Consider the following 20470-nt stretch of genomic DNA (forward strand, 5'->3'; position numbering starts at 1 on the left):
TCACGACCCGTGCGCCTGGGGCCGTTTCTTCGGTGGCGTCATCGCCAGGACCCCACCGAGCAGCGGAGCTCCCGCGCGCTTGAGTCGGTGGACGGCGTCGCCGATCTGCTTACGGGTGGTGCGGCCGAATCGGGCCACCAGCACGACCCCCGCAGCTCTGGAGGCCAGTAACGCGGCGTCGGCAACCAGTAGGGACGGTGAATCCACCACCACATAGTCGAACTGCCCGCTCAGCTCCTTCAGAACGTCGGCGGCAGTGCGAGATTCGATCAGATCGGTGGGGTTGGGGGGCACCGCACCCGCTGACAACACATGTAGCCCCGAGGTTTTCTCAAGCGCCTCGTCCAGCTGCGCTTCGCCGGTCAGCACCGCACTGAGCCCACGCTGCCCGCCAAGCCCCAGAACCGAGGCCACCGACGGGCGTCGCAGGTCGGCGTCGACCAGCACCACACTGTGGCCCGCCTCGGCCAGTGACCGTGCGAGGTTCACCGCCACCGTCGTGCGTCCTTCGCCCGGTACACAACTGGTTATCACCAGCACCCTGGGTCCATCGGTCACTTCGAGAAAGCCGAGGTTGATCCGGAGGTCACGGTAGGCATCCGACGTCGCGCCCTGGTCCGTGGTGAACGGGACATCTGCGAGCAGGCCCACACCCGTCGCCTTCTCCAGCCCCGCCGCATCTCGCACCGAGTCGTCGAGGCGGTCGCGGACGAACGCGACAACCACACCCGCAAGAAGTCCCATGACCGCGGCGATGGCGAGGTTCCTGGTGGCCGCCGCGTTCACCGGACTGTCGGGAATCTCCGCGCGCTGTTGCACGATCACCCTGGCGTTGGGCGTGGCACCGAGTTCGGGAGTTTCCAGCTCGGCCGCCATGACCACGAACTCGTCAGCCATCGTGTTGGCGATGTCTCGTGCCCTGGTGGCCGACGCGTCCGTCACGGTGACATCGATGAGGACGGTGTCGGCAGGCACGCTGGCTTCGATCTCGTCCTGGAGATCGGCGGCGGACATGTCGAGGCCGAGTTTGTCGATGGTGCGCTGCGCGATGATCTCGCCCATCAACAGCTCGGTGTAGGAGAGCACCCGACGCTCGGCGAACAGTCCGCCGTCGTAGGTCTCGCTGTTGGTGCCATCGGAGGTGGTGGCCACAAAGAGTCGCGTCGTGGCCTCGTACTGCGGAGTGATGACGAACGAATACGCGAGCGCACCGAGAATCGCTACGGCAGTGATCGCACAGATCGACTTCCACCGGGTGCGCAAAATCTGCGCGAAGTCATGGACAGTCAAGTGCGACCCTTCATCGCCGAGGCACCAAGTGTGAGCGTCACGCTATCCCACAACCGGGTGCACGCCAAGGTAGCCGACGGGTGTCACTGCTGCTTGCTCAACAAAGGCTCGGTGCACTTCGTTGGCAACATTACGATTTCGCCGCGACCGCGACAGACCATTAGCGCGTCAACCCGCAACTCCGCCGGTATAGTCCCAGCCCTGTCGGTTCTACGATTCTCGGACACTCGAAAGTGACACAGCGTGCACCCGGTCAGTTCCCTGTCTTCACTGATACCGCAGCAACTTAGGAACAGGGCGTGTGCGCTCGTGCCGGTCGTGTTGCTGGCATGGGTGATCCCGCTGGCGGGGTCCGCGCACGCCGAACCCGGTGATGCCGGTCAGCCCGAGGTGGCCGGCGTGAGCCTGGACTGGACCACCCTCGGCCTGGAACCCGAGATGTACCTGAGCCCGAACTCCACCTCGACCTTCACCGTGCAGGTGCCCGAGGGCCTCGACGCTGTGCGACTGCGCGGCACCATCAACGCGCCGATGAACATCACCGCCGGGTACCTCGAGATCGACAATGCGGACGGGGAACTGCTCGGCACCGTGGAACTGCCGCCAGTGACACAACCCGCCACACCTCTCGACGTCGACATCTCGGCCGCGCCCGTCAGGTCCTCCTCGGTGGAGCTGTCCTTCACTGTGCGCACCCTCGACAATGCCGACAGGTTCTGCGGCCCTCTGCAACAGGTCATGCTCAGCAATCTGTCCACGGTCTTCGCCGGGACCGCGGCGCCCGCGGACACCATTGCGACGTTCTTCCCGCCGGTGCTCGAGCGGGTTGTGATCTACACGCCTGCCGACGCCGACACCGGCGAACAGCAGGCCGTGCTGACGCTGGTGTCGGCCTTGACGCGGCTCTATCACCCGCAGCCTCTGACCATCACCGTGGATTCCGTTCGCCGGGGATTGCCGCCACCACCGGCCGGCGAGTTGGCGCGCGCGATCGTGGTGGAGGCCGGCGGCCCTGCGGGCATGAGCGTCGAGAACGCCGCGACACCAGGGGCCTACCTTCGGGTTTCCGGCAACGGCGACGAACTGACCACGCAGGTCTCGCTACTGGTGACCCAACTGCAGACGCTGGTGCAGACGGCGACGACACGTGTGGACCAGGCCGGGGCGGATTCCACGCTCACCGGTGACGTCCTGACGTTCAGCCAGTTGAACATCAGTGGCACCACCGAGGTGCTACGCACCGGTTCCATGTCGGTGGGCACCGACCGCTCAGCGCTGGGAACCGGGCGCATCTCGGGTGTGCAGGTCCACCTGATCGCCGACTACACGCCGGTGCCCGGCAACAACACCGCCAGTGTGATGATCCGTTCCAACGGGATCGTGGTGTATCGCGCCGTCCTCGACTCGTCGGGTCACCTCGACGCGACCTTCGACGTGGACGGCCCAGCCCTGGGCCAATGGCTCAATCTCGACTTCGCCCTCACCTACACCCCTGACGTGGTGTGCGGCCCGCTGATCGCTCCCATCACCTTCCAGGTCGATCCCCGCTCGACGCTGACGATGCACCGCGGCGGCCCCCCGCTGGGCGGATTCGGCGCCGTGCCCTCGGAGTTCAGCCCCAGCTTCCTGGTGGCGTTGGACGGCAGCGGTGACGATCAGCTCGCATATGCCGCGCGAGTGATCGCGTCCATCGCCCGGCTCACCAGCGCCCCACTGACACCGCAGGTGGTCGACCTGGCGACAGCCGCCGATGCCACCACCGGTGCGCTGATCGTGGCGGCATCGGACGCGATCGCCCAGACGTCGCTGAACCCACCGATTCTTGCCGGTGACGGAGCCGTCGACATCGCGCTGCCCACGGAACTGCGGGCCGGCATCGGTGGTCTGGGCTCGATCCAGGCATTCTCCGACGGACAGCGCAACCGCTCGGTGATCCTGGTGACCACCACTGGCGACTGGTCATTGGTGGATCCCCTGATGGACAGGATCAGCAGATCCGACGGCGGCTGGTCATCTCTCACCGGTGACGTACTGGCAGCTGGTCCCTCCGGCATCCCGACCAATGTGACCATCCGCGATGTCACCGCGGTCTTCGAGCCGCCTGCTGCCCCACAGGTGACGACGGACCCGAAGATTCTCTGGGGCGCGGGTGCAGCCGTGGCGGTGGCCATTGCCGTCATCGCGACCGTGATATGGGTGCGACGCAGACGCGGGCCCACTGTCAGCTGAGCAACTCGCGGTAGAACCCGTCTGCCTGCTCGGCAACCGCGTCCCAGGTGAAGGGCCTGGCCTCCGCAGGAGCGGCCGCCACTCTGGCCAGGCAAGAACGCTCATCACACAGCGCGATGAGTTCCTCGGCCAACGCTGCCGCATCACCGGGTGATCCACCACGCAGGCTTCCACGGTCACAGCACACCACTGACGTGCCCGCCGAAAGTAACTGCGCAGCAGCAATTTCACGTTCCTGACGGTTCGCAATGACGCAGACGTCGAAGGACCGCACCATGTCCCAGACGTCCACTCCCACTGTCGGGTCCGCCACCACAAGAGTTGCTTGCGGATGCATTGTTTTGACCAATTGCAATGCTCCGCGCAGGATTTCGGCCTCAGCTTGATCATCCAGAGGCCCAAGGTAGCCGATCACCAGCTGCCCGTCGGGAGTGCGGCGGCCCCCGGTGTCGTCGCAGTAGAACCGCTCGACGTTCACACCGCTGTGAAGCACCCGATAGTGCGTCAGGGGCATCGACCAGTACTCGGCGGCGGCACGTGCACTGAACTCCGAAGTCGGCATCAGCAAGTCGAACGATCTCAGCGCCCGCCGGTACACGGCCTTCACCAGCGGTCGCTCGGAGCCGCGAAACATGAAGTGGTCGAAGCTGAGTACCTTCGCGCCGCCAACCCCGGCCAGACACACGGCGGCGGTGAAGCTGTTGTGGACGTGGATGACGTCGGCGTCGAACACGAAGAGCGGGGCACGCGCACGCAGCGCCAGCTCCATGTCACCCAGCGGTTGTTCCAGCCGGCACGCGATATCGATGACCCGCAGTTCGCGCGCCGGTCCGGGTGGGCGGGGCTCTGCAGTTCGCAACGCGGCCGAGATGACCAGAACGTCATCGCCGCGCTCCTGTTGTGCCACCGCGAGGTCGATCATGCGCCGCTCGACCGCTGCGCCGAATGCGTAACCGACCGGCAGTGCGGCAGGACCGATGTGCGCGATTCTCACGGGCCTCCCCATCCGGACACAATGTCTCGCAGGCTGACTCGATCAACCCCCACGTTCACTATCGGTTGCGTCGAGGTAGTAGTACATGGATCAACAGAGCCATTTTTCCGTTGAATCCGCGAACTAGTTCTCGCTAGATCTCCGAACTCGCCAACCGCGATGACCGCGACAATGCCGCGGCCTCCATCCTGGTGCTGACGCCCAGTTTCCCCAACAAGCTGTGCACGTGGTTCTTCACCGTGTGAAGAGCGATACACAGCTGGCCGGCGATTTCACGGTTGGACAGACCGAGTTCGAGCATGCGCAGGATCTCGACCTCGCGCGCGGTCAGGACGAGCTCCTTGGCCGCGGGTTCACGCTGCGCCGCCAGCGCCGAGAGCCGCTTCAGGAGAATCGCTGAAACCTTTGGTGGACAACAGGGTTCACCATTGCTGACGGCGCCGATCAGAGACACCAGATCATCGAGTGAATCGGTACGCAGATGATATCCGGCCACACCTGCCTCAGCACACGACACGATCACCGACTCGTCCTCCACGGCCACGCCGACGACGACGATCTTGGCGTGCGGACACTTCTCGCGGACCGAACGCAGCAACGTCATGTTGTCGCGGGTGGCCATGTTCACCAGAACTATCTCCGGGACCATCTCGCGCAGCGCCTGCTGCATCGAATCGAAATCCCACGCAAGCGCGGGCATCGCGAAGCCTCCGGCAGTCAGGACCGCCGCCAGGTTCTCACGATGGAGTGTGCTGTCGTCGATCAGCAGCGTCCTCAGGTTCGACAGATGTTCTGCCGACTCCTGCGCCGCGGGCGCCCAGGTCGGCGCCAGCGCGGGCCGTGGCCTTGGGACACCACGGGCCTCATAGAGGTCGGATGAAAGTGCATATTGGTTCCGAGCCATTGCCTTGACTCCACTTCGGGCCGCTCACGATTACTTTCGGTATCAACTTGTCGATAGTGAGACGGCGCCGGTTCGCGAACCAGCACGGACAGCATGAACCCGCCTCCCCCCGAAAGCGCCCCCGCACTCTCGGCTCGGACCGCAGCTGCGCAGCGACCCGGTTCAGATTCCCAGGAGATGATGTCTCGGCTGTGCTATGCCCCGTTTCGGAGCTTTGCCGGCAGTCGATCAATCTTTGCTGAGGAATCTACGCAATGGTAAGCACCCGTCTGTCAAGCGGTCAACGGGACAAACCCGCCGCAACGCGGAGAATCTTGCCAATGGAACTAGACCGTAGGTGGCCACGATGTCTCGACGAAGCGTGTTTCACCTGATAGAGACCTGAAGACGCCCAGATCACGCCGTAACTACTGGGACCGGTTCAGGATTGGATCTCTTTGTCCGAATTCACCCGCACCGAGGCATCACGCCATCGCCAGCTACACCTTGCATGGCCGCCGCGCGCCTCGTCACATGCGTGGTCATGCCCGTCGACTACGGCCCCTTTGCCAGAATCGGCCAGGTCTCAAACGCGCCCTCGGTAGCTGAATTTGCTAGAAATTCACTTTCTTGCACAGCATCCGAGGCTCCGAGATTCGGCAACCTGCCGTCAGCCCAGGATCAGACCAGATGTCGGAACCCCGGTGCCTGCCGTGACGAGCACATGCTCGACCCCGTCGACCTGGTTCACCGACGTACCACGCAGCTGCCGCACCCCCTCGGCGATACCGTTCATCCCGTGGATGTACGCCTCACCGAGCTGCCCGCCGTGGGTGTTGATCGGTAGTTTCCCGCCGATCTCGATGGCTCCACCGGCAATGAAGTCCTTGGCCTCGCCCTTGCCACAGAAACCGAGTTCCTCGAGTTGCAGCAGCGTATACGGCGTGAAGTGGTCGTAGATCACGGCCGTCTGGATGTCGGCGGGTGTGAGTCCGCTCTGCCTCCACAACTGGCGTCCCACCAAGCCCATCTCCGGCAGTCCGAGCTCGTCACGGTAATAGGAGTACATCGTGAATTGATCGGCACCAGCACCCTGGGCGGCAGCTTCGATGACGGCGGGCCGGTGCTTGAGGTCCTTGGCCCGCTCCGGCGTGGTGACCACAATGGCCACCCCACCGTCGGTTTCCTGGCAGCAGTCCAGCAGCCGCAGCGGCTCGGCGATCCATCGCGAGTTCTGATGGTCGGCGATGGTGATGGGCTTGCCGTAGAAGTGGGCCTTGGGGTTGTTCGCGGCGTGCTTGCGGTCAGCCACTGACACTGCACCGAAATCGGCACTGGTGGCGCCATATTCGTGCATGTAGCGCTGCGCGATCATCGCCACCGAGGCAGCCGGCGTGCTCAGACCGTGGGGGTAGGACCAGCTGTACTCCACACCGCGAGAGTCCGCGTTGACGGTCAGCCCGGTCATCACCTGTCCGAAGCGGAACTCCGAACGTTCGTTGAATGCGCGATACGCCACCACCACTTCGGCCACCCCGGTGGCTACCGCCAAAGCCGCCTGCTGCACCGTGGCCGCCGCAGCGCCACCGCCGTACCCGATCTGGCTGAAGAAGGTCAACTCGCCGATGCCGGTGGCCCTCGCAACAGCGGTCTCCAGATTGGAGTCCATGGTGAAGGTCACCAGCCCGTCGACATCAGATGGCTTCAGACCGGCGTCGTCGAGGGCGTCGAGCACCGCTTCGGCAGCCAACCTCAGCTCACTGCGGCCGGAGTTCTTCGAGAAGTCCGTGGCACCGATACCGACGATGGCGGATTTTCCGGACAGGCTCACTGCGCGGCTCCCAGCGCGACGGTGGACGTGGCAATTACATGCTCGCCAAGACTGTTGGTACCCACCACTTTCAGCGTGACGAGATCGCCGTCGCACTCGGTGACCTCACCACTGAAGATGATGGTGTCGTAGGCGTACCACGGCACACCGAGGCGCAACTTGATCGACTTGACCAAGGCGTTCGGCCCGGCCCAATCGGTTACGTAGCGTCCCACCAGGCCGGTATCGGTGAGGATGTTGACGAAGATGTCCTTGGATCCCTTGGCCTGCGCCTTGTCCCGGTCATGGTGCACATCTTGGTAATCGCGCGTGGCGATGGCGGTGGAGACGATGAAGGTGGGATCACCGTAGATCTTGAGCTCAGGCAGTTTGGTTCCCACTTGCGCGGTGAGGCTCATGCTTGCGGCTCCCATGCATACAGCGTCCAGGCCGGGCTGACTTCACTGTCCGGGAAGTCGATGTACGTTGCACTGACCGGCATTCCGATCTTCACCTGGTTGACGTCCACTCCTCGGAGCTCGCCGAGCATGCGCACGCCCTCATCGAGTTCGACAAGCGCGATGACGAACGGCAAGCTGCGCCCCGGCACCTTGGGCGCGTGATGCACGACGTAGCTGAACACCGTGCCGTTGCCGGAGGCGACGAGATAGTCGACGTCGGCATCCTTCCCCTGCCAGACCGCGGGTACCGGAGGGTGTTGCAAGGAACCGTCGGGTCGTTTCTGAATCCGCAGTTCATGCGCGGCGACACCGTCCCAGAAGAACTTGGTGTCGCGCGACCACGACGGCCGCATCAGCTTGTCTGGATCGAGATCCTCAGGGATCGAGGCGGTTTCAGCAGCAGCCTGTTTACCGGCCGGGAGGAATTTCATGATCCGCCAGTCCATGTCGGCGACCTCTTCATCACCGACGTGCCAGTGGATCTTCTGGTTGATGAAGTAGCCCTCGCCCAGCGCCGTCTGCTTGGGTCCGACGATGCTGACGATCTCGGCGCTCATCACCACCTGCTCACCCGGCCGCAGGTATCGGTGGTAGGTCTGGTCGCAGTTGGTGGCGACCACGCCGACATACCCGGCGTCGTCGAACATCTTCATGGCCCGCCCCAGCGGATCATCCTCTGCGCGGCTGCGACCCAGACCCATCATGGTCCAGACCTGAATCATCGCCGGCGGCGCCACAATACCGTCATGACCGGCCGCCCTGGCGGCGTCATCGTCGACATAGATCGGATTGGTGTCGCCGATGGCATCCACCCAGTGGTGGATCATGGCCTGGTTCACCGGATCCCGGCCGACAGTCGGCTTGCTGCGGCCGGACGACAGGAGCTCTGAGATGCCGGCCGTCAGGTCACTCACCTGGAGACCCTCGGAACCTTGAGCCCCGACGCCGCGATCATCTCCCGCATCACTTCGTTCACACCTCCGCCGAACGTGATGACCAGATTGCGCTTGGTCATCTTGTCCAGCCAGTCAAGCAGCTCACCAGTTTCCGGGTCTGCCGGATTGCCGTATTTACCGACGATCTCCTCGGCCAGCCTGCCGACTTCTTGGATACGCTCGGTCGAAAACACTTTGGTGGCAGCGGCATCGGCAACAGCGATGGTGTCCCCCGAAGCGGCCACCTGCCAGTTGAGCAGTTCGTTGACCCGCCAGATCGCCTTGATCTGGCCCAGCAGCCGCACCACGTCGTCGTGCTCGATGGGTGTGACGCCGTCCGAGCCGGGCTTGGAGGCCCACGCCCGCACGCGGTCGTAGATGCCGGCGACGCGACCTGCGGGGCCGAGGCCGACACGCTCGTGGTTGAGCTGGGTGGTGATGAGCTTCCAGCCGCCGTTCTCCTCACCGACCAGCATGTCGGCGGGCACCCGCACGTCGTTGTAGTAGGACGCGTTGGTGTGGTGTGCCCCGTCCGAGAGGATGATCGGGGTCCAGGAGTACCCCGGATCCGAGGTGTCGACGATGAGGATCGAGATGCCCTTGTGCTTGGCGGCTTCCGGGTCGGTGCGCACCGCCAGCCAGATGTAGTCGGCGTCATGGGCGCCGGTGGTCCACATCTTCTGACCGTTGACGATGAACTCGTCGCCGTGGCGCACCGCGGTTGTCCGCAGCGACGCCAGGTCGGTCCCGGCCTCGGGTTCTGAGTAGCCGATCGCGAAATGAATGTCACCGGAGAGGATTCCGGGCAAGAACTTCTTCTTCTGCTCCTCGGTGCCGTACACCTGGAGGGTGGGCCCCACGGTCTGCAGGGTCACCAGGGGCAGCGGCACGTCGGCCCGGTTGGCCTCGTTGACGAAGATCTGCTGTTCCACCGGACCGAAGCCGAGGCCGCCATACTCCTTGGGCCAGCCGACACCGAGCTTGCCGTCGGTGCCCATGCGTTTGATCACCGCACGATACGCCTCGTTGTGCCGGTCACCGCTCATCGCCTCCTCTTCCTCGGAGGTGATGAGATTCGAGAAGTACTGCCGCAGTTCGGCTTGCAGTGCCCGCTGTTCGGGTGTCAGTTCGATGTACATGTCAGACTCCCACCAGATCCAACCGGTGCGACGGGCCTCCGAGCACCCGGGTCAGATCCTTGATCGACGAGTAGTAGCGGTCCATCGGGTAGGTGATGTCCATGCCCATGCCGCCGTGCAGGTGGTGACACAGCCGCATGGCCGGGGCCGCCTGCGAGGTCAGCCAGTACCCCAGGACGGCCAGGTCCTCGTCGGCGTCGAAGCCCTCGGCAAGCAACCACACCGCCGAAGTGGACACCAGCGAGATGGTGCGCGAAGCGATGTACACCTCGGACAGCTGAGCCGCCACCGTCTGGAACGTGGACAACGGCCTGCCGAACTGTTCCCTGGTGGCCACGTAATCGGCGGTCAGGCGCAGCGCGCCGGCCACCAGACCTGCGGCGAAGGCGCCGATCGCGGCCAGGGCCAGTTGGTTGACCCGGGCCACCGTGGCGCCCCCGAGCACATCGGCGTCATCCACGGCCACGTCGACGAAAGTCAACACGTATTCGTCGGAGCCGTTGGAGGCGGGAGTCTTGGTGACAGTCAGACCGTCCGCACTGCCGGGGATCACCACCACACCGCTGTCGGTGGTGACCACGACCCAGTCTGCTTGGGCCGCATACCCGACGGCGATCTTGGTGCCGTTGAGCCGGCCTGCCGACAGTGCGACGGCGGGACGTTCGGGCAGGGATGCTCCCGGCTCGTTGAGCGCCAGCGTCAGCACCGCACCCTTCGGCACACCTGCCAGGTAGCGGTCTTGCTGACTGTCGGTGGCCGCGTCGAGCAGCACCGCGGTGGCACCGAGAGTGGCCAGCGCCGGGCTGATGGTGCCGTGCCTGCCGATCTCGGTCAGGGCCGTGGCGATCTCGGCGAGTCCCACGCCATCGCCCCCGACGCGGTCCGGCACACCGAGTGCCGTGACACCTCCGGAAACCAGTGCCTCCCAGCTGTTGTCGCGATCCAGCACCGACGTCACCACGTCAGCGACGGCCTGCTGACCCTCATCGGGGGTGAAGTCCATTCAGGCGCCCTTACCCGTGTAATCCACCTGCCAGTGCTTGATTCCGTTCAGCCATCCCGACATCAGCCGCTCCGGCTCGCCGACGGGCTTGAGGTCCGGCATGGCGTCGGCCACCGCGTTGAATATCAGATTGATGGTCATCTTCGCGAGGTTGGCGCCGATGCAGTAGTGCGCCCCGGTGCCGCCGAACCCGACGTGGGGGTTGGGGTTGCGGGTGATGTCGAAATCATGGGGGTTCTCGAAGACCTCTTCGTCGAAGTTGGCCGAGCGGTACGACATCACGACACGCTCGCCTTTTTTGATCTGCACTCCGGAGAGCTCGGTGTCCTCGAGGGCGGTGCGCTGGAACGCCGAGACGGGGGTGGCCCAGCGGACGATCTCGTCTGCTGCGGTGGCGGGGCGCTCCTTCTTGTACAGCTCCCACTGCTCGGGGTGCTGGGAGAACGCGATCATGCCGTGGGTGATGGAGTTGCGGGTGGTCTCGTTGCCGGCCACCGCGAGCATGACGACGAAGAAGCCGAACTCGTCGTCGGAGAGTTTCTCACCCTCGATGTCGGCCTCGATCAGCGTGGTGACGATGTCCTCGGTGGGGTTCTTGGCGCGCTCCTCGGCCATCTTCATCGCATAGGTGATGAGCTCGAAAGAGGACATGGCCGGGTCGATGTCGGCGTATTCGGGGTCCTCGCCCGCGGTCATCTCATTGGACCAGCGGAACAACTTGTCGCGGTCTTCTTGCGGCACCCCCAGTAGGCCTGCGATGGCCTGCAGCGGCAACTCGCACGACACCTGCTCGACGAAGTCTCCTGCGCCCTCCGCGGCCGCCGCCTCGGCAATCTTGTGAGCGCGCTCTCGCAGCTCATCTTCGAGCCGGCCGACGGCCCGTGGGGTGAAACCACGCGAGATGATCTTGCGCAGCCGCGTGTGCTGAGGCGCGTCCATGTTCAGCAGGACCGCCTTCTGCAGGTCGATCGCCGAGCGTTCCATCCCCTGGGGCCAGACCGGGATGGCACCGTCCGGCGAGCTACCGAAGACGTCGTTGCGCTTGGAGACGTCTTTGACGTCGGCATGTTTGGTGACCAGCCAGTAGCCCTTGTCACCGAATCCGCCCGTTCCGCCCGGGACGTCAACCCAGTGGATAGGCTCGGACTTACGGAGTTCGGCGAGTTCCTCGACTGGCAGACGCTCGAGATTCAGATTCGCGTCGAGGAAGTCGAAATCGGCGGGGATCGGGCTGGACGTTGGGGTGTGCATGGTTGTGCGCTCCTCAAATGCAACGTGTTCTAGTGCCAGTAAAACATGCCTCCACCGCAGATAAAAGGCATGGCAGCATCGCCGCTTGTCAGAGTAATGAAACGTGTTCTAGCCTGACGGAATGGGTACCCCTGTCATCGTCGAAGCCACCCGCAGCCCCATCGGCAAGCGCGGCGGCTGGCTGTCCGGACTGCACGCCACCGAGCTCCTGGGAGCCACCCAGAGGGCACTCGTCGAGAAAGCCGGCATCGACGCAGCCATCGTCGAGCAGGTCATCGGCGGCTGCGTCACCCAGTTCGGCGAGCAGTCCAACAACATCACCCGCGTCGGGTGGCTGGTGGCAGGTCTCCCCGATCACGTCGGCGCCATGACCGTCGACTGCCAGTGCGGCAGCGGTCAGCAGGCCAACGGCCTGATCGCCGGACTGATCGCGGCGGGGGCGATCGACGTGGGCATCGCCTGCGGCATCGAGGCCATGAGCCGCGTGGGCCTGGGCGCCAATGCGGGCCCCGACCGCAGCCTCATCCGCCCGGCCTCGTGGGACATCGACCTGCCTGACCAGTTCACCGCCGCGGAGCGAATTGCCAAGCGGCGCGGAATCTCCCGCGAAGACATCGATCAGTTCGGGTTCGATTCGCAGCTCAAGGCCAAGCAGGCCTGGGCCGAAGGCCGCTTCGATCGCGAGATCAGCGGTATCGAGGCCCCGGTGCTCGACGAGAACAAGCAACCCACGAGTGATCGTCACATCGTGAGCAAGGACCAGGGCCTGCGCGACACCACGCTCGAGGGGTTGGCGTCGCTGAAGCCGGTGCTGGAGGGGGGAATTCATACGGCGGGCACCTCATCGCAGATCTCCGATGGGGCGGCGGCGGTGCTCTGGATGGACGAGCAGAAGGCGAAGGCCCTCGGCCTGAAGCCCCGCGCGCGCATCGTCAGCCAGGCACTCATCGGCGCAGAGCCGTACTACCATCTCGACGGCCCGGTGCAGTCGACAACCAGGGTGCTGGAGAAAGCGGGCATGAAGATCGGCGACATCGACATCACCGAGATCAACGAGGCCTTCGCATCTGTGGTGCTGTCATGGGCACGGGTGCACGAGCCGGACATGGACACCGTCAACGTCAACGGCGGGGCCATCGCACTGGGCCACCCGGTGGGCAGCACCGGCAGCCGACTGATCACCACCGCCCTGCACGAACTCGAGCGCACCGACAAGACCACCGCACTGATCACAATGTGTGCCGGCGGCGCATTGAGCACCGGCACCATCATCGAGCGGATCTAGTGACCGGCCCGCGCAGCGAGGTCCGGGCATTCACCGACGCCGAGCGAATAGCCGCGGCACGGGCCTATATCGAGGCCCTGGTCAGCCATGACGCGAACTCGGTTCCCTTCGCGTCGGGCTGTACCCGCGTCGAGCTCGGTCTCAAGACCGGCTTTTCGGGAGAACACCTGCGCCGCAGCCTGAACCGAGGACCGCAGTACCGAGTCATCAAGTCGGCGTCGGAGCCGGAGTTCACCGTCGACGGTGACACGGTGCGCGCCCGGTTCGAGTTGGTGACCAAGCCCGGGTTCGCAGGCCGCCGGGTGGGCGCCAGGATCGACGAGACGTTCCTCATCCCCGCGAGCGGCAAAGCGGGCCGAGCCGAGATCCTCCACATCCGGGCTGACATCCGCCCCTTCCTGACGAGCTGAGGTTTCCGATGGCCACTGCGCCTCGCGCACTGAACTCCAAGCACACCGGCACCTTCATCAAATGGATGTCGCGGGCCAACACCTGGATCTTCAAGAAGACGGGCGGCCGTTTCGGTGACAAGTTCCTGCGCGGCGCCCCGGTGGGCATCCTGACCACCATCGGCCGCAAGAGCGGTGAGGCCAGGGAGAGCCCGCTGCTCTTCCTACAGGAGGGCAAGCGCATCGTTCTCGTCGCCTCGCAGGGTGGCCGCGCCAACAACCCGATGTGGTATCTGAACCTCAAGTCCAACCCCGCGATCACCTTCCGGACCAAGAAGGAAACACTGTCCCTACTCGCGCGCGAGGCCACCGACTCCGAGCGTGACCAGTACTGGCCGAAGCTGGATGCGATGTATCCGGACTTCGCGAATTACCGGTCCTACACCGACCGCAAGATTCCCATCGTCATCTGCGACCCGGTGAATACTTAGGTCGTTTACGTTAAGATTCGGCAATGCGTGGAGTACGGATGGCGGTGCTGGCTGCGGGCGCTGCGCTCAGCCTCACCCTTGCCCCGACGGCCAGTGCCGATCCCGATGAGGCGTTTGCCGACCAGTTGCACACCTTCGGGATCTACGGGCAGAAGGACTTCAACGCCTGGATCGGCAAGATCATGTGCAAGCGGCTGCGTAACGGTCATGACGCGGACGCGTTCGCCTCGGCGAAGTTCGTCCACGACCAGTTGCAGAAGGGCAGCACCACCGATCAGGCGTGGCAGTTCGTGGGCGCCGGCATTCCGATCTACTGCCCGGACCAGCTGTTCGTCCTGCAAGCCGCCGCCGATCGGAAGAACTGATGCGCCGCTACCTGACCCTCGTACCTGCGGTCGCCGCGGCGATCACCCTGGCCGCCCCGGCGGCTGCTGATGCCACCGATGAGTATCCGATTCCCAGCCGCATGCTCAAGACCACCTGCACGGTGGATCAGTACATGGCCGCTGTCCGCGATACCGATCCGGTGTACTACGAGCGCTACATCATCGACTACAACAACAAGTCCCCTGATGTGCAGAAGTGGACTCGTGACCGGATCAGCTGGTTCTTCTCGATGGACTACGCGGGCCGTCGGGCGTACTCGGAGGAGACGGCCACCAACGCCTTCTACGAGACGCTGGCCTGGAACTGGCCCAACTGGGCCAAGCTGTTCTTCAACAACAAAGGCGTCGTCGCCCACGGCACCGACGTCTGCATGACCTACCCACCCGTCGACCCCACCGTCTGGACCTGGTAGCCCGCACGCCCCCGGTCAGACCGGGGACGGCTCCCGCTGTTCGGGCGGTGACGGCCACGGCGACGGTTTGGGTCGAGTCCGCACGTTCTGCGGCCACCAGAACCATCGACCCAGCAGAGCTGCGATCGCAGGTGTCATGAACGCCCGCACCACCAGGGTGTCGAACAGCAGACCCAGGCCGATGGTGGTGCCCACCTGACCGATCACGGTCAGTTCGCTGACGGCCATGGACATCATCGTGAACGCGAACACCAGGCCGGCGGCCGTCGCCACCGATCCACTGCCACCCATGGCCCGGATGATGCCGGTGTTGAGCCCGGCGTGTATCTCCTCTTTGAGCCTGGACACCAGCAACAGGTTGTAGTCAGCACCCACCGCAAGCAGGATGATCACCGACATCGCCAGCACCATCCAGTGCAGTTCGATACCAAGGATGTGCTGCCACAACAGAACTGACAGACCGAAGGACGCGCCCAGGGACAGCACGACCGTACCGACGATCACCGCCGAGGCCACCACCGCGCGGGTGATGATCAGCATGATGATGAAAATCAGGCACAGCGAGGAGATTCCGGCGATCATCAGGTCATAGGTGTTGCCGTCGGCCATGTCCTTGAAGGTCGCTGCCGAGCCGCCGAGATAGATCGTCGAGCCCTCCAGCGGCGTGCCCTTGATGGCCTCCTTGGCCGCTGTCTTGATCGAGTCGATACGGGCAACACCCTCCGGCGACAACGGATCTCCGTCGTGGCTGATGATGAACCGCACCGCATGCCCGTCCGGTGACAGGAACTGCTCGAGGCCCCTCTGGAAGTCCGGATTGTCGAACGCCTCCCGCGGCAGATAGAACGAGTCGTCGTTCTTGGCCGCGTTGAAGGCATCACCCATCTCGGTGCCGTTCTCCGACATGATCTTCTGCTGTTCCTGCATACCGGACTGGGTCTGGTGCATCGTCAGCATCATGGTCTTCATCGACTTCATGGTGTCGATCATCGACGGCATCAACGCCACCATCTGCGGCATCAAGGTGTCCAGACGCTCCATCTGAGGCATCAGGTTCTGGATGTCGTCGGTCATGATCTGGATGCCGTCGAGGGTGTCGAAGATGGACCGCAGCGCCCAGCAGATCGGGATGTCGTAACAGTGCGGTTCCCAGTAGAAGTAGTTGCGCAACGGGCGGAAGAAGTCGTCGAACGTGGAAATGTTGTCGCGCAACGCCTGGATGTCGACCACCATGTTCTTCATCTGACCCACCATCTGGTGTGTGGTGTCGGCCATCTGCACGGTGATGGAGCTCATCTTCTCCATGTTGTCGATGGTGGTCTGCATGTCGTCGGCCTGCTTGAGCATGTTGGCCATCATGTCGTCGGTGTACTTCTGATTGAGCGTCTGCATGACGCCCTGCTGGCTCATCATGAAGGGAATCGAGGTGTTCTCGATCGGCTGGCCCTGCGGCCGGGTGATGGCCTGGACACGGGCGATGCCGTCGACCTGGAATATCGCCTTCGCGATCTTCTCGATCACCAGGAAGTCGGCCGGGTTACGAAGATCCCGATCACTTTCGACCATCAGCAGTTCGGGGTTCATCCGAGCGTTGTTGAAATGCCTGTCGGCCGCCGCGTAGCCCTCGTTGGCGGGCAGGTCCGCCGGCAGATAGTCGCGGTCGTTGTAGTTGGTCCGGTAGCCGGGCAGTGTCAGCAGACCGATCAACGCCAGCGCCGCGGCGCCGACCAGGATGGGTCCCGGCCAGCGCACCACGGCGGCACCAACCTTGCGCCAGCCGCGAATTCGCATGGCGCGCTTGGGCTCGAACAGCCCGAATCGGCTGCCGATGGTGATGATCGCGGTGCCGAGTGTCAGTGCCGAGACGATGCCGACACACATGCCGATGGCCAGCGGGACGCCCATGGTCTGGAAGTACGGCAGGCGGGTGAAGCTGAGGCAGAACGTGGCACCGGCGATGGTGAGGCCGGAACCCGCGACGACGTGCGCCGTGCCGTGGAACATCGTGTAGAACGCGGTTTCCTTGTCCTCGCCCATACTTCGCGCTTCCTGATAGCGGCCTATCAGGAAGATGGCGTAGTCCGTGGACGCCGCGATGGCGAGCGTGACCAAAAGGTTGGTGGCGAAGCTCGAGAGTCCGATGATCCCGTGATAACCCAGGAACGCGACAATGCCGCGGGTGGCTGCCAGTGACAGCACCACCATCACCAGCATCAATATGGTGGTCACGATCGACCGGTACACCAGCAGCAGCATCACGATGATGACGGTGAAGGTGACCGCCTCGATGAGTCGCAGGCTGCGATCAGCGGCGATCTGCTGGTCGGCGGCCAGCGCCGCGGGGCCGGTGAGGTACACCTTCAGCCCGTCCGGCGGCTGGATGCTGTTGACGATCGCCTGAGCGGCCTCCACCGACTCGTTGGCCAATGCCTCACCCTGGTTGCCGGCGAGCTTCACTTGGACGTAGGCAGCCTTGCCATCCGGACTCTGCGAGCCCGGGGCGGTCAGAGGATCGCTCCAGAAATCCTGGACCGACTGCACGTGCTCCGGGTCCTCCCGGAGCTTGGCGATCATCTCGTCGTAGAACCGGTGTGCGGCTTCGCCGAGTGGCTCGTCGCCCTCCAGCACGATCATCACCGCGCTGTCGGAGGTGCCCTCCTCGAAGAGCTCGCCGACGCGCTTCATGGCGATCACCGATGGAGCCTCGTCCGGGCTCATGGACACGGCCTGCATCTGGCCGACCGTCTCCAACTGCGGCACGGTGATGTTGACCAGCGCGATCAGAGCGACCCAGACCACGATGATGGGCACCGCGAACGCCCGGATAGTCCGCGGGATGAAGCTCCGGTGCGGCTCTGTGGCAACAGGAATGGCGTCCGTGCGCGGCTCGTCGGAGGGCGACGTCATGCGGACTTCTCGATGCAGAAGGTCTGTGCACTCACGCCGTCGACCGTCCTTTCCTCTTTCAGCTCACCGTCGACGATGATCCGGCAGGTCAGACTGCTGCCGTCGCCTTGGGCCACCACCTGCGCCATCGCCGAGGGATTGGTGGTCTCCAGCCGAACCCGCCACGGCAGTGCCGCACCGTCGATGCGCTGCGGTTTGCCCTCCAGATCCAGGTAGTTGACGTTGGCCGTGCCACCGAGGCCGTCGACCTCGTACTCGACGACCTTGGGCTCGAAGGGCTCGGGGTCGTCGGCGAAGTTCACCGGCGTGATCATCGGCCCCTCAGAGGCGAAGAAGCCGCGGATGCGGTGGACGGTGAATCCCGCGATCACCACGACGACCACGATGAGCAGCGGAATCCACGCCCGCCTCAACGCCCCACCCATACCGACCCGACTTCCGCTGACCTGAGCCTTCTCCAACAATCGGCTTAGATTAGTTCATATAACTAGTGGTCGTCTCCCCCAGCTTGAGCCTTTTGCTGTGTGCTGGATCACCGAGTCGCTGAAGTGAGAGGCGGAGCGCATACGCTGTCGCACTTACGCCACGAGAATGCGCTGTCCGTCAGCGAATCACGCCGTATCCGGCCGGCCGGGCAGGGCTGCGCGACCACGGTGACACCACGTCGGCGCCAACCTCGTCCGAGTGGACGTCTCCGCAGGTGAAAGCCTTGCCACCGGCTCACAGAAAGGCCGGATCGACGAAGGCCAGCCGCAGGGCTGTGACGGAACTTCGACCGCGGTCGCAAACGGCGTGGGCCCAAGCCCGCAAGCGTCACTGAGAGTTTTCGCTTTCCGCGAAACCGAAGTCATACTCTCTGATAGTGAGAACGCGATTTGCTCAGCGACGACAGCGCTAGAACTTGTTCAGGCCCCGTAGACCGGAACCGCTGGTCGCGCCTTGGCGATTAGGTCGCCGACCACCGGGCCCAGCTCGGCGGGGTCCCAGCGCGCACCCTTGTCCAGCTGCGGCCCGTGTGCCCAGCCTTCGGCCACCCGGATCTTGCCGCCCTCGACCTCGAACACCTTTCCGGTGATGTCGCGAGCCTCGGCGCTTCCCAGCCACACCACCAGTGGCGAGATGTTCTCCGGTGCCATCGCGTCGAATTCGTCCCCCTGCGTGGACATCATGTCGGCGAAGACCGTCTCGGTCATCCGGGTGCGCGCCGACGGTGCGATGGCGTTCACGGTGACGCCGTAGCGGCCCATCTCGGCGGCCGCTACCAGCGTCATCGCCGCGATACCCGCCTTGGCGGCGCTGTAGTTGGCTTGCCCGACGCTGCCCTGCAGGCCCGCCCCCGAACTGGTGTTGATGATCCGTGCGTCCACCGTGTTGCCGGCCTTGGATTGCGCACGCCAGTACGCCGCCGCGTGTTTCATGGTGGCGAAGTGACCTTTGAGATGCACCGCAACGACGGCATCGAACTCGTCTTCGCTGGTGTTGGCGAACATCCGGTCGCGCACAATGCCGGCGTTGTTGACCAGAACGTCGAGTCCGCCGAAGGAGTCGACAGCTGTTCGGATCAGTCCTTCGGCTTGCGCCCAGTCGGCGACGTTGGCACCGCTGACGACGGCCTCCCCACCGGCAGCGACGATCTCGTCCACCACCGCCTGCGCGGCGCTGCCGCCACCCGCAGGCGAACCGTCGAGGCCGACGCCGATGTCGTTGACCACCACCCGCGCCCCCTCGGCGGCGAACGCCAATGCGTGCGCTCGCCCGATGCCGCCGCCGGCGCCCGTCACGATGACCACGCGGCCGTCGAGCAATGCCATGTCTGTTGTCTCCCTACTTGTTGGCGCTGGTCGCCTCGAGGTATGCCGGCGGCTCCCCGCCGCCGTGCACCTCGAGGGTGGCGCCGCTGATGTACGACGCCGCATCTGAGCTCAAAAAGGCTGCAGCCCAACCGATATCGGAGGGTTGCGCCAGGCGGCGCAGCGGAATGGTGGCCGCCACCGCGGCCACCGAATCGGCATCGCCGTAGAACAGTTCGGATTGTTCGGTCTCCACCATGCCCACCACCACTGAGTTGACCCGCACCTTCGGCGCCCACTCCACGGCCAGGGTGCTGGTCAGGCTGTCCAGGCCGGCCTTGGCCGCACCGTAGGCAGCGGTGCCCGGCGTGGGCCTGCGCGCACTGACGCTGGAGACGTTGACGATCGACCCGCCGCGATCCTGCCCCTGCATCACGGCGTTGGCGTGCTGCGACACCGACAACGGCCCCAGCAGATTCAGCTCGATGATCTTGGTGCTGAACCGCGCCGACGCCTCCGCGGCAGCCACATAGGGCGACCCGCCCGCGTTGTTCACCACCGCGTCGATCCGCCCGTGGCGGGCCACCACCGCATCGATCAGCCTCTTGACCGAATCGTCGTCACGGACATCGCAGGCATGGAACTCATACGGCGACCCCTCTACCGCACGCCGGGCGCAGGTCACCACAGTCGCGCCCTGACCGGCGAACACGGCACTGATACCAGCGCCAACCCCTCGAACACCGCCGGTCACGAGCACAACGCGACCCCGCAGGCCCAACTTGATTGCCATGTCGGCGGCGTCGCTCACTGT

General features: G+C 64.5%; 19 protein-coding genes. 6 read left to right on the forward strand and 13 right to left on the reverse strand.

Going from position 1 to position 20470, the window contains the following annotated elements; all coding sequences use genetic code 11:
* Entirely contained in the window at positions 1-1290 is a 1290-nt protein-coding gene (locus BVC93_RS09085; protein WP_192860239.1) for a polysaccharide biosynthesis tyrosine autokinase, read from the reverse strand.
* 309 nt (positions 1291-1599) lie between these two features.
* Here BVC93_RS09085 and BVC93_RS09090 point away from each other — a divergent pair, with 309 nt between their 5' ends.
* Positions 1600-3519, forward strand: a complete 1920-nt coding sequence (locus BVC93_RS09090; RefSeq protein WP_083736875.1) for a hypothetical protein — start codon at positions 1600-1602, stop codon at positions 3517-3519.
* On the opposite strand, the gene BVC93_RS09095 is transcribed toward BVC93_RS09090, so the two are convergent.
* From BVC93_RS09095 to BVC93_RS09130, 8 genes are all read right to left on the reverse strand, one after another.
* Positions 3512-4513: a glycosyltransferase gene (locus tag BVC93_RS09095; protein WP_192860240.1), complete on the reverse strand. Its 1002-nt coding sequence runs from the start codon at positions 4511-4513 to the stop codon at positions 3512-3514. The two genes, BVC93_RS09090 and BVC93_RS09095, sit on opposite strands and share 8 nt — an antisense overlap.
* Positions 4514-4646: 133 nt before the next feature.
* Positions 4647-5417 (reverse strand): LuxR C-terminal-related transcriptional regulator, encoded by a 771-nt coding sequence (locus BVC93_RS09100; protein ID WP_083736877.1) that lies wholly within the window; start codon positions 5415-5417, stop codon positions 4647-4649.
* A gap of 649 nt (positions 5418-6066) precedes the next feature.
* A complete protein-coding gene (locus BVC93_RS09105) occupies positions 6067-7227 on the reverse strand; it encodes a lipid-transfer protein (protein ID WP_083736878.1) in 1161 nt (386 codons plus the stop codon).
* Positions 7224-7625 (reverse strand): MaoC family dehydratase, encoded by a 402-nt coding sequence (locus BVC93_RS09110; RefSeq protein ID WP_083736879.1) that lies wholly within the window; start codon positions 7623-7625, stop codon positions 7224-7226. The genes BVC93_RS09105 and BVC93_RS09110 overlap by 4 nt, the downstream gene beginning before the upstream one ends.
* Positions 7622-8581 (reverse strand): bifunctional MaoC family dehydratase N-terminal/OB-fold nucleic acid binding domain-containing protein, encoded by a 960-nt coding sequence (locus tag BVC93_RS09115; RefSeq protein ID WP_083736880.1) that lies wholly within the window; start codon positions 8579-8581, stop codon positions 7622-7624. Before BVC93_RS09115 ends, BVC93_RS09110 begins: the two co-directional genes overlap by 4 nt.
* A complete protein-coding gene (gene fadE29, locus BVC93_RS09120; RefSeq protein ID WP_083736881.1) occupies positions 8578-9741 on the reverse strand; it encodes an acyl-CoA dehydrogenase FadE29 in 1164 nt (387 codons plus the stop codon). The genes BVC93_RS09115 and fadE29 overlap by 4 nt, the downstream gene beginning before the upstream one ends.
* Before the next feature lies 1 nt (position 9742).
* Complete coding sequence (locus BVC93_RS09125) at positions 9743-10744, reverse strand: acyl-CoA dehydrogenase family protein (protein ID WP_083736882.1); 1002 nt, start codon at positions 10742-10744, stop codon at positions 9743-9745.
* On the reverse strand, positions 10745-11995 hold the full coding sequence (locus tag BVC93_RS09130) for a cytochrome P450 (protein ID WP_083736883.1): 1251 nt from the start codon (positions 11993-11995) through the stop codon (positions 10745-10747). It abuts the gene before it with no gap.
* Positions 11996-12116: 121 nt separating this feature from the next.
* Here BVC93_RS09130 and BVC93_RS09135 point away from each other — a divergent pair, with 121 nt between their 5' ends.
* Genes BVC93_RS09135 through BVC93_RS09155 form a run of 5 tightly spaced genes read left to right on the forward strand, consistent with a single transcriptional unit; the run spans position 12117 to position 14959 of the window.
* Positions 12117-13280 carry a steroid 3-ketoacyl-CoA thiolase gene (locus tag BVC93_RS09135; RefSeq protein ID WP_083736884.1) on the forward strand — a complete coding sequence of 388 codons (1164 nt, stop codon included), beginning with the start codon at positions 12117-12119 and terminating at the stop codon, positions 13278-13280.
* Positions 13280-13690 carry a hypothetical protein gene (locus tag BVC93_RS09140; protein WP_083736885.1) on the forward strand — a complete coding sequence of 137 codons (411 nt, stop codon included), beginning with the start codon at positions 13280-13282 and terminating at the stop codon, positions 13688-13690. The genes BVC93_RS09135 and BVC93_RS09140 overlap by 1 nt, the downstream gene beginning before the upstream one ends.
* Positions 13691-13698: 8 nt before the next feature.
* On the forward strand, positions 13699-14160 hold the full coding sequence (locus BVC93_RS09145; protein WP_083736886.1) for a nitroreductase family deazaflavin-dependent oxidoreductase: 462 nt from the start codon (positions 13699-13701) through the stop codon (positions 14158-14160).
* A 23-nt stretch (positions 14161-14183) separates the two neighbouring features.
* Complete coding sequence (locus BVC93_RS09150) at positions 14184-14525, forward strand: DUF732 domain-containing protein (RefSeq protein ID WP_083736887.1); 342 nt, start codon at positions 14184-14186, stop codon at positions 14523-14525.
* Entirely contained in the window at positions 14525-14959 is a 435-nt protein-coding gene (locus BVC93_RS09155) for a DUF5078 domain-containing protein (protein ID WP_083736888.1), read from the forward strand. The genes BVC93_RS09150 and BVC93_RS09155 overlap by 1 nt, the downstream gene beginning before the upstream one ends.
* A gap of 15 nt (positions 14960-14974) precedes the next feature.
* Here the strand turns inward: BVC93_RS09155 and BVC93_RS09160 are convergent, their stop codons facing one another.
* From BVC93_RS09160 to BVC93_RS09175, 4 genes are all read right to left on the reverse strand, one after another.
* Positions 14975-17866 carry an MMPL/RND family transporter gene (locus BVC93_RS09160; RefSeq protein ID WP_083736889.1) on the reverse strand — a complete coding sequence of 964 codons (2892 nt, stop codon included), beginning with the start codon at positions 17864-17866 and terminating at the stop codon, positions 14975-14977.
* The gene (locus BVC93_RS09165) at positions 17863-18291 is read right to left on the reverse strand and encodes an MmpS family transport accessory protein (protein WP_083736890.1); all 429 of its coding nucleotides are present in this window, start codon (positions 18289-18291) and stop codon (positions 17863-17865) included. Before BVC93_RS09165 ends, BVC93_RS09160 begins: the two co-directional genes overlap by 4 nt.
* Before the next feature lie 480 nt (positions 18292-18771).
* Positions 18772-19677 carry an SDR family oxidoreductase gene (locus tag BVC93_RS09170; RefSeq protein WP_083736891.1) on the reverse strand — a complete coding sequence of 302 codons (906 nt, stop codon included), beginning with the start codon at positions 19675-19677 and terminating at the stop codon, positions 18772-18774.
* A gap of 13 nt (positions 19678-19690) precedes the next feature.
* On the reverse strand, positions 19691-20449 hold the full coding sequence (locus BVC93_RS09175) for an SDR family oxidoreductase (protein ID WP_083740924.1): 759 nt from the start codon (positions 20447-20449) through the stop codon (positions 19691-19693).
* Positions 20450-20470: the final 21 nt, after the last annotated feature.

Source organism: Mycobacterium sp. MS1601 (genome assembly GCF_001984215.1).
Classification (GTDB): domain Bacteria; phylum Actinomycetota; class Actinomycetes; order Mycobacteriales; family Mycobacteriaceae; genus Mycobacterium.